Genomic DNA, 13,212 nt, shown 5'->3' on the forward strand with positions numbered 1-13,212 from the left:
CGATCGACACGGGCAGCGGCACCGCACGAAGTTTGCAACCCTGCAATATTACAGCATTGCAAGCTTTCCTGCACGCACGGATGGGGAGATGCGACGCAGGGCGCGTGCCCCAGCCCTCGCGTCAGCCCGGCAGGTGGTCGCAGTCCGGCGTCGCCGGCGCGCCGCTCCAGCGATCCAGCGTCCACTGCTCGAGCTGCGGGGTGAGCGGAGAATCGGGGCCGACGAGTTCCACGTGACCGAGACCGGGGTAGGTGCGGTAGTCGATCGGCACGCCCGCGGCGCAGCGCGCCTGCACCCAGCCGTGCTGGATCGCGGGCTTCACGAGCGGATCCGCCAGCCCCTGCGCGATGAGCACGGGTGCGGGGAAGGGGCCGGTGGGCTCCTGCGCCTTGAGCTCGTCGCCGAACGGGCCGCTCATCATCGCGTCCGGGAAGATCTGGTTCGGCACCTGGCTGCCGCGCAGGATCGCCGCGAGACCGTCGTGGCCGTTGAAGCAGAGGCCCCCGATCCGGTTCACGGGTCCGGCCGAGCCCGGTGTCAGGTGGGCGGCGACCTGGAGGTCGGGGAACACCTTGTCCCAGGTCGCGGCGATGTAAGCCGACACCGTCTTACCCGCGGTCTCGGTCTTGATCGCCTCGGCGAGCCCGTAGAGATCGGCGGCGGGCGCGAACGCTGCGACACCCTTGACAGTGAACTCGGGCGCGTACGATGCGGCGATCTGCCCGGTCCAGAGCGATCCCTGACCACCCTGCGAATGCCCCCAGATCACGGTGTCGGTCGAGACCTTGACCGGACCGGATGCGAGCACGGCACGCGAGGCGTCCCACACGTTGCGGGCCTCCGCGTCGCCGACGAGATAGGGGTGCGGTCCCTTGGTGCCGAGCCCGATGTAGTCGGAGGTGACGGCGACCCAGCCGTGCTTGGTCACCATGTCGGCCATCGCGGTGCCCGCCCCGTCGGCGAACGGCGCGGCGCTGAGCGACGGCGCGCAGCCCGGCACGACCCCGACCGTGCCATGCGCGACGGTGAGCAGCGGGAGCGGATCCGGACCGGGATCCGCCGGCGCGAGCACGGTGCCGCTCGAGACCGCCGGGGTCCCGTCCGGATTCGTCGTCGTGTACAGGATCCGCCACGCCTTCGCCCCTTCCGGAACGCCGACCGTGAGCGGCTCCGAGCGGATCATCGTGCCCGGCGTCGACGGCACCTGCGCGGGCGGCGTGTAGAACGCGTCCGGCAGCGGCAGCGGGGCGCCGCCGAGGAGGGATCCACTGCCCGCGGCGAGCGCGACGGCCAGCACGAGCGCGATGCTCGCGCCGATCGTGCGCAGCCAGCGCATTCCGGAGCGCCGGCCGGGCGTGCTGTCGGCGGGGGAGTGGTGAGCGGGGGAGCGCCGCACGAGCGCGCGCACGAGCAGCTGCAGTCCGACGAACACGAACCACGCCCCGACGCCGAGCCGGAACACCACGAGGGTCAGTACCGGCCAGAACACGGTGATCGCAGCGACGGCGAGCGTCGCGACCGCTGCGATGATCCCCGTGATGCGCTGGTCGACGCCCGGCCGGAAGGCCCGCACGGCGGTCGTCAGAGCGAATGCGACCAGCGCGATCGTGAGAAGCAGGGAGAGCAGGGGCGCCCCCGCGGCGGGCCACAGCGCCATGCCCGCCCCGAGCAGGACGAGGAGGACGCCGAGGATCCGTACGACGATCCGCGCGACGGAACCCGCCCGGGATCCGTCCGGCTCGTTCCGCCCGGCGCCGCCGAGCAGCACCGCAGCGCCGACCAGGAGGATCCCGATCCCGGTGATGAGTGCGATGGTCTGCACGGTCATCGACACCAGGAGGAACACGACGCCGACCGCCGTGATCGCGAGCCCCAGCACGATGCGGATCGGCGTGCCCTGCCGGGAGATCACGCGACGCGCGAGGTCACGGGCCGGGGACCCCGCTGCCGGTGTCGGGGATGCGGGTGCGGACTCATCAGGAACCACGGCGTCTCCTCCGATTCGCGCCGTCGCGGCGTCTGCCGCCACCTTAGCGGCACGCGGATCCAGGGCCGAGCGCCGACGACGAACGCGGACGAACGCGATCGAGGCCCGGTTCCGACGGAACCGGGCCTCGAACTGACGGTGCTGTCGACGCTCTGGCCGTTCGGCACCGCGGCGCATCCCCAGCGCACACGTGTCATGCAGTGCCACCCGTTCGCGGGTATCGAAGGGTGACAGTCCACGGTAGATCGGCGCAGGCCCGCGCCGAGGGCGAGCGCGGAAATCTGGTAGCAACTACTCGTTTCCGTGCGCCGCGGGCCGATCTCGGTCGCCGAGCTCGCGCCGCGAACGCACGCCGAGCTTTGCGAGGATGCGCCCCATGTGGCCGCCGACCGTTCTCGGACTGAGCCCGAGCTCATCCGCGATCTCCGCGTCGGTGAGCTCTCGCGCCGCGAGCTCAGCGATCTGCCGCTCGCGTCGGGTGAGCGACGTCCACGGATCCTGCGCGCCGTCGCCGTCGCGCCGTGCCCGCTCCGGAGGCGGCAGGGTCGCGCGCAACTGGCGGCGAGAGGTGAGACCGAGCTTGCGCAGCACATTCCCCATATGGAATGCGACCGCCTTGACGCCGACGCTCAGGACCTCGGCGATCTCGGCGTTCGTATGCCCGCGTGCCGCGAGGGCGGCGACCTCGCGCTCCCTCGCGGTGAGCGGCTCGAGGCCCGTCATCGCGCGTTGCTCGCGGGCGCGTGCCGTGGCCTTCCCGGTCGAAACCGGCGGGCGCGCGCTGTCCAGGAGCGCCGTCGCCTCCGCAGCCGCGACCGGCCGCGACATCCGCAAGAACGCCTGCTGTGCGGCACGCAGATGGCGCCGTGCCCGCTGTCGCCCTCCGCCGGTCGCCAGCGTGAGTCGTCCTGCGTCCAGTTCGGCCTGGGCGAGCACCCCGGGCAGGCGCTCCCCCGGTCCGTCCGGATCGGCCGCCGCGCGGTAGGCGCGCAGGGCCGGCCCGGTCAGCCCGAACGCCTCATGGACCCGCCCCTCCAGCCAGTCGATCGACATGTACACCGGCTGGAACCCGGGCGCCGGCAGGGCCTTGAGCCGCGCGAGTTCGCGATCCGCCTCCTCCGCTCGGCCCAGCGCGGCCAGCGCGTCGACCTTGAACGCGTAGAGATTCTGGCCGCGCAGCAGTCGGCCGGCGAGCGGGCCGTCAGGATCGAACACCGCGAGCTGTGCCTGCGGATCCCGGTGGAATCGGGCCAGAGCGATGTGGGCGAGGAGCTCGAACTCGCCTCCGACGGGGTCGTACCCGCGTTGGCCGAACTGCGCCACGGCGTCCAACGCGGCTTCGTCGCCCAGCTCGGCGGAACGGATGGCGCGCAACGCACACAGGACGGGGCGACTCACGGCATCCATGTCGTCGAGCATGGTCACCGCGGCCTCGGCGAGAGCATCCGTGACCTCGGCGATGTCTCCGAGCAGATGACGGCAGTAGATGTGCAGGGCGCGCGAAGTGCCGGTGCCCCAGCCGGCGGTCCCGGTGCGCAGCATGTCCATGCACACCGCGAGATCGTCCGCCGCCATCCCGATGTATCCGATCGCGGAGAAAATGCCGGCCCGGATCACCAGGGCGTCGAAGAGCGTCGCCGACCGGCGCGGCGCGATCGCGATCGCTCGACTGAGCGCGGCGATCTCGATCGGCATCCGCTCTGCGGGCCCGATCGCGCTGAGCCCGAAGACCTGCATCCCGATCGACCGCATCAGCACGTCATGGGCGCTGGGAAGCCCTTCGAACCGACGATCCAGGCGGCTCCAGGCCTCTCGCCACGCGTCCGGATCCGCGTGCTGCACCGCGATGATCCACTCCGCCCCCGCCCGGGCCTCGGCGAACCGCTCCATGCCGAAGTCGCCCCGCTGCACCTGCGGCGCCATGATCCCGAGCACGAGCAGGACCTGCAGGCGGATGATGAGCCCGCCGAGAGCCTCCTCCTCGAGCATCCCCGCGACCTCCGCGACATCGTCCGAGGTCTGCGGGAGGCCATCCGGAAAGCGCGGCACCCGCGCCAGCAGATCGTCCGCGCCGGCACGGGCCCCGGCATAGTCGCCGCGGAACTCGCGGACGTGCAGCAACGCGAGATCGCGGAGCAGGCCGGAGCGGGCCTTCTCGAGGTCGGGCAGCCACTCGATCATGCGCGGAAGGGCCGACAGCGCCAGCGCGGCGCAGTACAGGCCGACCACCAGCTCTCCGACCAGGTCAGGATCCGTGGGCCGGGCGAGCTCGATTCCCCTCCGCGCCAGCGCGAAGACGTGGTCCACGCGCCGGATGCGGGTGCTCTCCTCGACCGCGGCATCGAACTGGCTGCGCAGCTCGCCCTGGAGCGGTTCCGCCCGCAGGATCGCGGCGTCCATCCGCCACATGAGCGCCCGGTGGCGTCCGCTCTCATCGGTACCGGGCACGGCCGACGCCCCGGCGGCGAGGATCCGCGCGCGCCGTTCGTCGTCGAGATGGGCGACGACATCGGCGGCGTAGAGATCGTGGAACACCATCCACTCCCGCTCGGCGGCGTCGGCGAGCGGTGCCGGATCCCTGGTGCTCAGAAGACCGTCCGCGACGGCCCCGGCGAGATCGAGTGCATCCCCGAGGATCGCGGCGCAACGCTCGAGCTCGGCCTCGCGCAACGGGCTGCCGAGCACGGCCGCGATCTCGACGAGCGCGCGCACGGGCGCAGGCTGATCGACGCCCAGCTCGCCGAACGGATTGATCTGCGTGAATCCGCGCGCGATGTCGGCATCGGTGACGTCCTCATCGAAGCGCGCCGGCCGCTCGGATCCCCCGCCGTCGCGGGCGGCCAGAATCGGCGCGATCCCGGCGACGACCTGATCCGTGAGCAGGGGGATACCGCCCGAGACCCGGCGGATCCGCTCGGCGAGATCGAGGGAGACCTCGAGCCCGTGCACGATCGAGATGTAGCGACGCACCCCGGCCGCATCCAGGGCCTCGACGCGCAGGCGCCGATGCACGTGCCACACCCGGGGCTCGACCGCGACGACGGTGTCGACGAGGCCGGTGGTCGCCGGATCCCTCCCCACCAGCAGGGCCACGGCCCCAGTGCGGGCGAGAGAGCCGAGGACGAGGCGCAGCACCCGCACCGAGTCGTCATCGATCCACTGGGCGTCATCGATCACCAGCAGCAGTCGTCGCCGCGAGGAGAGTCCGCGGCTGAGCGCCGTGTGCAGCCGCCCGCCGACGCCGAGCAGGGTGGCCGAACCGGACTCTGCAAACAGCGCGGCGGTGTCCTGATCGACCCCGGTGCGGATCCCCGCGGCGCGCAGCAGCTGGCCGGCCACGTAGTACGGGGTGGTGATCCGCTCCCGGTCGGCGACGACGGCGACGGTTCGCCATCGCACGGCGCCCGGCCGCAGGGCCTCATCGACCAGCTGGCGCACCCAGGTGCTCTTGCCCGCCCCTGAAGGACCCGTGACGGCGAACAGCCCGTTCCCGGCGGCGAAAGCCTCCGCGAGAACCGCGGAGGGCCGATCTGCGGCGGGTAGCGACGGGAGCGGCGTCGTCATCGCCTCGAGGGCCGGGCGCGCGAGGGCTGTGGATCCGCGTGCCGCGAACCCCGCACCCGCACTGTGCCCGGTCATCGCTCCCAGTCTGCTCGCCTGCGATGCCGCGCGCACTGAGACCACGCCCACTCGTGAACAAACGAAGAACCCCTGATCCGGAGCTTCACACTCCGGATCAGGGGTTCTTTCCTGCTGTGCGCGAGGGGGGACTTGAACCCCCACGCCGTTGCCGGCACTGGCACCTGAAGCCAGCGCGTCTACCTATTCCGCCACTCGCGCATGTCGATCCTGACGAACCAACCTCCCGAGAATATCACGCTCCCGCCGCGACTCCGAACCGCCGGCCACCCGGATGGCGACACCCCGCCAAGACCACACAGCAGACCGTGAGACTGCAACTGGGCGGCGAGACAGCGGCATGTTGCTGCATTCTCGCCGCGCAGTTGCAGTCTCGCCGTCAGGAGGGGATGTCATGGCGTGGGGGATGTCGCGCCGCCGGGGGATCATTCAGGCCTTGTGGCTACGATGGCCGTACCGATCGGAGAGCCATGGGAGCCCAGTGGGACTACTAGACAGCTTTGAGAAGGGTCTCGAGCGCGCAGTGAACAGCGCGTTCGCGAAGACCTTCCGCAGCGGGATCCAGCCCGTGGAGATCGCGTCGGCGCTGCGTCGTGAGATCGACACGAAGGCCGCCGTGGTCAGCCGCGACCGCATCATCGTCCCGAGCACGTTCGTCGTGCACCTGAGCGGCGACGACGCGACCGCGATGCACGGCCTCGGCCCCGCCCTCATCGACGAGCTGCACGGCCTGGTCAAGGATCACGCCCGCGCCCAGGGATACAGCTTCTCCGGCCCGCTGAACATCGCCCTCGAGGCCGATGACCGCCTCGCCACCGGCACGGTGCGCGTCGAGTCCGCCGCGGCGCAGGATCGCGCGAAGGTCACCTGGCAGGCCGTCCTCACCACCGGCGGCACCCGCCACCCGCTGACCCAGGCGCGCACCGTGATCGGCCGCGGCAGCGACGCCGACATCACGATCAACGACGCCGGATCCAGCCGCAAGCACGCCGAGGTGCTCTGGGACGGCGATCACGCCATGCTGCGCGACCTCGGATCCACCAACGGCACCAAGCTGAACGGGCAGCGGGTGCGCGAGGCGCAGCTGTCCGGCGACATGGTGATCACGATCGGCCGCACGGACATCACGTTCCAGATCGTCCCGGTGCGGAGCCTTCGTCATGAGTGAGCTGACGCTGCTCCTGCTGCGCATCGGCTTCCTCGTGCTGATGTGGTTCTTCGTGTTCGCCGTCGTCTACTCTCTGCGCGCCGATGTGTTCGGCGTGCGCGTGCGCAAGATGCCCGAGGCGCAGGCCGCGGCCACCCCCGCGGCGAGCGCCGCGGCGAGCGCACCGGCGGCCGCCACCAAGCCCAAGCCCGCGCCGAAGAGCAAACCGGGGGGCCCTGCGACGACCTCCACGGTGTCCAAGCTCGTGATCACCTCCGGCCCCAAGGCCGGGCTCGAGATCCCGCTCGGCACCGAGCCGATGTCGATCGGCCGCTCCAGCGAGTCGGGTCTCGTCATCCGCGACGACTACACCTCCAGCCACCACGCCCGCCTGCTGCTCTGGGGCGATCAGTGGATGATCCAGGATCTCGACTCCACGAACGGCACTTTCCTCGGCGGCGAGCGCGTGGGCGCGCCGGTCGCCGTCGCGATCGGCGCGGCCGTCAAGGTCGGCGCCACGACGTTCGAGCTGCGGGCGTAACCGGCGGCCATGGTCTTCGAGGGCTCGAGCGCCGCGATCTCCCACACCGGGAAGGTCCGCTCCAACAACCAGGATTCCGGCTATGCCGGGGCGAACCTCTTCGTCGTCGCCGACGGCATGGGCGGTCACGCCGGCGGAGACGTCGCGTCGAGCCTCGCCGTGCACCGCCTGGAGAACCTCGACCACGGCTACCCCTCCACGATGGACGCCCAGGCGTCGCTGCAGGCGGCGGCCACCACCGCGGCCGGCGACATGATCCGCGCCGTGAAGGATCGCCCGGAGCTCGCGGGCCTCGGCACCACGCTCGACGCGATCATCATGGTCGACGACTACGCCGTGATCGGCCACATCGGCGACTCGCGCATCTATCTCTACCGCGACGAGACCCTCACCCAGATCACCACCGACCACACGTTCGTGCAGCGCCTGGTCGACGCCGGCCGGATCACGCCGGAGGAGGCGCGCTATCACCCGCGCCGTTCCGTGCTCATGCGCGTGCTCAGCGACATGGATGCGGATCCCGAGCTCGACATGTTCGTCATGCCGACCCTGCCCGGCGACCGCTGGCTGCTCTGCTCCGACGGCCTTTCCGGCGTGGTCGACGAGACCCACATGCTGAAGACGCTGCGCCTGGGCATGGCTCCCGGCCGCACCGCGGACGGACTGCTGAGGTTCGCGCTCGACGGCGGCGCACCCGACAACGTCACGATCGTGATCGTCGACGTCGGCGGGCAGCACCCGCTCGTGAGCGGCACACCCACGATCGTCGGCGCCGCCGCCAACCCGCAGGGCATCGTCGTCCCGGCCGCGCGCCCCGCGCGGCCCAGCTGGCTGCACCCGGTGCGTCAGGCCGCGAACGAGCCGACCCACTTCGAGCCCGCGGCGGATTACCTCGAGGAGCTGATCGAGGAGGACCACCGTCGGGCCGTGCGCCGCCGGTTCGGCTGGATCGCCGGCTTGATCGTCGTGATCGCCCTGATGGCGGCCGCCCTGATCGGCGGCTATGCCTGGACCCAGACCCGCTACTTCGTCGGCATCGACTCGAAGACCGACACCGTCGCGATCTTCCAGGGGATCCAGCAGGATCTCGGGCCGTTCTCGATGTCGCACGTCTACCAGGACACCGACATCAAGGTGACCGACCTGCCCGTGTTCTACCAGTCCACCGTGCAGAACACCACCAGCGCCAGCTCCCTCGGGGACGCGCAGGGCATCGTCGACCGGCTGCGCGCCTCGATCCCGACGGGGAAGACACCGTGACCGCCACCACCAGCCCCGACGTGAACGCCGACACGAGCGTCCTGCGCGCGCTGCGCCGGATCCGCGGCCCGCAGAGCCAGCGCAATCGCGAGTTCTGGCTGCTGCTGTTCGCCGTGATCATCTCCGGTTCGGCCCTGACGCTGGTCCAGCTCGGCGCCCTGCACACCGTCGATCCGGTGATCCTCGCCATCGGCGGCGGGCTCGCCGTGCTCGTGTTCGCCCTGCACATCGTGCTGCGCTTCGTCGCGAGCGATGCGGATCCGTTCGTCCTCCCGATCGCGACGCTGCTGACGGGTGTCGGCATCGCCGAGATCTACCGGCTCGACATCGCCGAGCACTTCACCGGCTGGGCGGCGTTCTCGACCAAGCAGCTGGTGTGGACCGCCATCTCGGTCGCCGGCGTGATCACCCTGGTGATCCTGCTGCGCAACTATCGCGTGCTCTACCGGTACACCTATCTGTCGGGGCTGGCCGGCATCGTCCTGCTCCTGCTCCCGTTCGTTCCGGGCCTGCGGATCGCGAACGCGAACGCCGACGTCTGGGTCTCGATCGGCGGGGTGTTCGCGTTCCAGCCCGGAGAGCTCGCGAAGATCTTCCTCGCGATCTTCTTCGCCGGCTATCTGGTGCGCACGCGGGAGAGCCTGTCCTCCGTCGGCAAGAGGTTCCTCGGCATCACCTGGCCGCGCATGCGCGAGCTCGGGCCGGTGATCGTCGTCTGGCTGATCTCACTCGGCATCATCGTCGCCGAGCACGACCTCGGCACGGGAGTGCTGATCTTCGGCATGTTCATCGTGATGCTCTACGTCGCGACGGGCAAGACCAGCTGGGTGCTGATCGGCGTCGTCGGGGTCGCGGCCGGGGTCGCGATCGTCTCCCAGTTCCTCACCTACGTGCAGGGCCGCTTCGACGCCTGGATCAACGCCTTCGACCCGCATCTCATCAACGCGCCAGGCGGCAGCTACCAGCTCGTGCAGGGCATCTTCGGCCTCGCCCACGGCGGCCTGCTCGGCACCGGCCTCGGACAGGGCCGCCCGCAGGTCACCCCGCTCGCCGAGAGCGACTTCATCATCACCAGCCTCGGCGAGGAGATCGGCCTGATCGGGCTGTTCGCCCTGCTCTGCCTGTATCTGGTGTTCGTCAGCCGGGGGCTGCGGATCGGGGTCGCCGGTCAAGACGACTTCGGCAAGCTGCTCGCCGTCGGCGTCTCGTTCACGCTCGGGCTGCAGGTGTTCATCATGGTCGGCGGCGTCACGCGCGTGATCCCCCTCACCGGCCTCACCACGCCGTTCCTGGCCGCGGGAGGATCCTCCCTGGTCGCCAACTGGCTCATCGTCGGACTGCTGCTGCGGATCTCCGACGGCGTGCGCCGTCAACCCCGGGTGGTGATCGGATGACCAAGGAACTCCGTCGCATCAGCATCCTCGTGCTGGTGATGTTCCTCGCCCTGTTCGGCTCGGTGAGCTGGATCCAGGTCGCGCAGGCCGATGCGCTCTCGCAGAACGACGCGAACACCCGCACCCGGCTGGACAGCTACGAGATCCAGCGCGGCTCGATCATCGCGGGCGGCGCCCCCATCGCCTCCTCCGTGCCGTCGAACGACATGTACTCGTTCCAGCGGGTGTACACGGATCCGCAGATGTGGTCGGCGGTGACGGGCTACTACAACCCCGTGCTGGGCAGCGCCACCGGCATCGAGAAGGCGATGAACAGCGAGCTGAGCGGCACCGGCGGCTCGCAGTTCCTGTCCTCGATCGAGCGGATCATCTCGGGGCAGCCGCAGCGCGGCGCGAACGTCGTGCTGAGTCTCGACCCGAAGGTCCAGAAGGCCGCCTATGACGCGCTGCAGGGCTACCAGGGCGCGGTCGTCGCGATCGAGCCGAAGACGGGCCGGATCCTGGCGATGGTGTCCACCCCCGGATACGACACGAACAGCGTCGCCGTGCACGACGCCGACAAGGCCAACGCGGCATACGACGCCCTACAGGCCCAGGCGACGAACCCCCTCTTCAACCGCGGCATCGCGGGCAACCTGAACCCCCCGGGATCCACGTTCAAGCTCGTGGTCGCCTCGGCGGCGCTCGACTCCGGCACGTTCACGATGCAGTCGACGTTCCCGAACCCGGCCGCGTTCACCCTGCCCGGCACGACCACCGCCGTGCACAACGCCTGGGGCGGCACGTGCGGTGACGGCCCCACCGTGACCCTCGCCGATGCGATCCGGCTCAGCTGCAACATCCCGATGGCCGAGCTCGCCGCGCAGCTCGGCGACGACAAGATCCACGCGATGGCGGAGAAGTACGGCTTCAACAAGAGCTTCGCGACGCCCCTGGCCTCCACGCCCTCCAGCTACCCGACCGGCCTCGACGCGGCGCAGACCGCCCTGACCGGTTTCGGCCAGGGCAAGGTCATCGCGACACCGCTGCAGATGGCGATGGTGTCGGCCGGGATCGCCAACGGCGGCCAGGTGATGAACCCGCGTATGGTCGACCAGATCCTCGGCGCCGATCTGTCCGTGCAGAAGCAGTACGAGTCCTCCGTGTTCGGGCAGGCGATGACCTCCGACCAGGCCAAGGCGCTCACCGCCGCCATGCAGGCGTCGGTCTCAACCGGCGCGGCACAGGGTGCAAGAATAGACGGGGTCGACGTGGCCGGTAAGACGGGCACTGCGGAGAACGGTGACACGAACCCGTACACGCTGTGGTTCACCGGATTCGCTCCCGCCACCAACCCGGAGGTCGCCGTCGCGGTGGTCATCGAAGATGGTGGCGGAAAAGGTCAAACCGGTTCTGGGGACGCGATCGCGTCTCCGATTGCCAAAAAGGTCATGGAGGCGGTGCTGAACAAATGAGGCCGACGCAGGGAGTGCATTTCGGCGGTCGCTACGAGCTGCTTTCGCGGATCGCGATCGGTGGCATGGGCGAGGTGTGGGAGGCGACCGATCACGTCATCGGACGGACGGTCGCGATCAAGATCCTCAAGGACGAGTACATGGGGGATCCGGGCTTCCTCGAGCGCTTCCGCGCCGAGGCCCGGCACGCCGCCCTCGTGAACCACGAGGGGATCGCCAGCGTCTTCGACTACGGCGAGGAGAACGGATCCGCCTACCTCGTCATGGAGCTCGTGCCCGGTGAGGCGCTCTCGACGATCCTGGAACGCGAGGGATCCCTGAGCGCCGACAAGACGCTTGACATCGTCGCGCAGACGGCCTCCGCCCTGCAGGCCGCGCACGCCGCCGGCCTGGTGCACCGCGACATCAAGCCGGGCAACCTGCTGATCACGCCGGACGGCCGCGTGAAGATCACCGACTTCGGCATCGCCCGCATCGCCGACCAGGTGCCGCTGACCGCGACCGGTCAGGTCATGGGCACGGTGCAGTACCTGTCGCCCGAGCAGGCGTCCGGCCACGCGGCCTCACCCGCGACCGACATCTACTCGCTGGGCATCGTCGCTTACGAATGCCTGGCCGGCAAGCGCCCGTTCACGGGCGAGTCGCAGGTCGCGATCGCGATGGCGCAGATCAACGACACCCCGCCGGCCCTGCCGCCGACCGTCCCGCAGCCGGTGCAGAACCTGGTCATGGCGATGATCGCGAAGAAGCCGGCGGACCGGCCGTCGTCGGCGGCCACCGTCGCGCGCGCCGCGCAGGCGCTGCGTCGCGGCGATCTGAACTCGGCCGCCATCGCCGTGCCGGCCGTCGTGGCCGGCGTCGCGGGGATCGCCGGAGCCGCCGGAGCCGTCCGCGGCGACGACGCCATGACGCAGCTGCTGGGCGCCACCCAGGGCGCGACCACCATCATGCCGGCCACCGCGCAGATCCCGACCGACGTCGAGGAGGCGCCGGCGAAGAAGAAGCGCAGCGCGTGGACCTGGCCGCTGATCGCCCTGATCGTGCTGCTGGTGCTCGTGCTCGGCGGCACCCTGTTCGCGCTGCTGTCGAACCAGAAGCCGGGACCGGTCCAGACCACGACGAGCGGATCGACCACGCCGCCGAGCACTCCGACGAAGACGCCGACGCCGACCGCCACGGGCGTCGCGATCGGCACGCTCGGTCTCATCGGCAAGAACTGCGACGACGCCGTGGCCGCGCTGAAGGGCGCCGGGCTCGACGGCACCTGCACCACGGGCGACCACGCCCCCGACCAGGCGCACGTCGGACTCGTGTACAGCACCAACCCGACCGGCGGCAACGTCCCGAAGGGCACCTCGGTGCAGCTCAACGTGTACGCGGACATGGTCTCCGTGGGCGCGCCGACCTCGGCGCCGACGCTGACCGGCACCGCGAAGGCGGGCGCCAACGCCACCCTGAACTGGGCCGGGTACGTGTGCCCGAGCGGCACCGGCAACGTCGTCGGGTACAACGTGACGCTCACCAACGCGACGTTCCCGGGAGCCGGATCGACGAAGTCGTTCGACGCGAACACGCTGAGCTCGGAGATCTCGATCGCCAATCAGCCCGGCGCCCAGGTCACCGCGACCTACACCGCTCTCTGCGGGGACAGCAAGCGCGAGACTGCGGCGTCACCGCAGATGTCGGATCCGATCCTGCCGGCCACGGCACCGACGTCACCGCCACCGACGCCCTAGGCTGACCCGCTCAGCCGCCGCCGCAGAACCAGAGGAACGAGGGGGGTCTTCCGT

The 13,212-nt window shown here is 70.4% G+C and carries 8 protein-coding genes and 1 tRNA gene; 6 read left to right on the plus strand and 3 right to left on the minus strand.

Annotated features, from left to right (window positions below):
• Positions 1-121 precede the first annotated feature (121 nt).
• The 3 genes from ABD882_RS15935 to ABD882_RS15945 all read right to left on the minus strand — a co-directional run bounded on the left by ABD882_RS15935 (position 122) and on the right by ABD882_RS15945 (position 5,827).
• Positions 122-1,987, minus strand: coding sequence for a lipase family protein (locus ABD882_RS15935; protein WP_345188364.1), 1,866 nt, complete (start codon positions 1,985-1,987; stop codon positions 122-124).
• A gap of 291 nt (positions 1,988-2,278) precedes the next feature.
• A complete protein-coding gene (locus tag ABD882_RS15940) occupies positions 2,279-5,626 on the minus strand; it encodes a helix-turn-helix transcriptional regulator (protein ID WP_345188365.1) in 3,348 nt (1,115 codons plus the stop codon).
• Between the two features lie 117 nt (positions 5,627-5,743).
• Positions 5,744-5,827 (minus strand) — tRNA-Leu (locus tag ABD882_RS15945).
• A 280-nt stretch (positions 5,828-6,107) separates the two neighbouring features.
• Between ABD882_RS15945 and ABD882_RS15950 the strand changes: the two genes are divergently transcribed.
• Genes ABD882_RS15950 through ABD882_RS15975 form a run of 6 tightly spaced genes read left to right on the plus strand, consistent with a single transcriptional unit; the run spans position 6,108 to position 13,158 of the window.
• Entirely contained in the window at positions 6,108-6,794 is a 687-nt protein-coding gene (locus ABD882_RS15950; protein WP_345188366.1) for an FHA domain-containing protein, read from the plus strand.
• The gene (locus ABD882_RS15955; protein WP_345188367.1) at positions 6,787-7,314 is read left to right on the plus strand and encodes an FHA domain-containing protein FhaB/FipA; all 528 of its coding nucleotides are present in this window, start codon (positions 6,787-6,789) and stop codon (positions 7,312-7,314) included. The genes ABD882_RS15950 and ABD882_RS15955 overlap by 8 nt, the downstream gene beginning before the upstream one ends.
• A 9-nt stretch (positions 7,315-7,323) precedes the next feature.
• A complete protein-coding gene (locus tag ABD882_RS15960; protein ID WP_345188368.1) occupies positions 7,324-8,574 on the plus strand; it encodes a PP2C family protein-serine/threonine phosphatase in 1,251 nt (416 codons plus the stop codon).
• Positions 8,571-9,968 carry an FtsW/RodA/SpoVE family cell cycle protein gene (locus ABD882_RS15965; RefSeq protein ID WP_345188369.1) on the plus strand — a complete coding sequence of 466 codons (1,398 nt, stop codon included), beginning with the start codon at positions 8,571-8,573 and terminating at the stop codon, positions 9,966-9,968. The genes ABD882_RS15960 and ABD882_RS15965 overlap by 4 nt, the downstream gene beginning before the upstream one ends.
• Positions 9,965-11,422 (plus strand): peptidoglycan D,D-transpeptidase FtsI family protein, encoded by a 1,458-nt coding sequence (locus tag ABD882_RS15970; protein WP_345188370.1) that lies wholly within the window; start codon positions 9,965-9,967, stop codon positions 11,420-11,422. The genes ABD882_RS15965 and ABD882_RS15970 overlap by 4 nt, the downstream gene beginning before the upstream one ends.
• Positions 11,419-13,158 carry a protein kinase domain-containing protein gene (locus ABD882_RS15975; protein WP_345188371.1) on the plus strand — a complete coding sequence of 580 codons (1,740 nt, stop codon included), beginning with the start codon at positions 11,419-11,421 and terminating at the stop codon, positions 13,156-13,158. The genes ABD882_RS15970 and ABD882_RS15975 overlap by 4 nt, the downstream gene beginning before the upstream one ends.
• The last annotated feature ends 54 nt before the right edge of the window (positions 13,159-13,212 follow it).

The sequence above is a fragment of the Microbacterium panaciterrae genome (assembly GCF_039541635.1).
Lineage (GTDB): Bacteria > Actinomycetota > Actinomycetes > Actinomycetales > Microbacteriaceae > Microbacterium > Microbacterium panaciterrae.

Coding starts and splice junctions, on each gene's coding strand:
- ABD882_RS15940 (WP_345188365.1), bottom strand. CDS start 5,626: ATGACCGGGCACAGTGCGGGTGCGGGGTTCGCGGCACGCGGATCCACA.
- ABD882_RS15955 (WP_345188367.1), top strand. CDS start 6,787: ATGAGTGAGCTGACGCTGCTCCTGCTGCGCATCGGCTTCCTCGTGCTG.
- ABD882_RS15960 (WP_345188368.1), top strand. CDS start 7,324: ATGGTCTTCGAGGGCTCGAGCGCCGCGATCTCCCACACCGGGAAGGTC.
- ABD882_RS15970 (WP_345188370.1), top strand. CDS start 9,965: ATGACCAAGGAACTCCGTCGCATCAGCATCCTCGTGCTGGTGATGTTC.
- ABD882_RS15975 (WP_345188371.1), top strand. CDS start 11,419: ATGAGGCCGACGCAGGGAGTGCATTTCGGCGGTCGCTACGAGCTGCTT.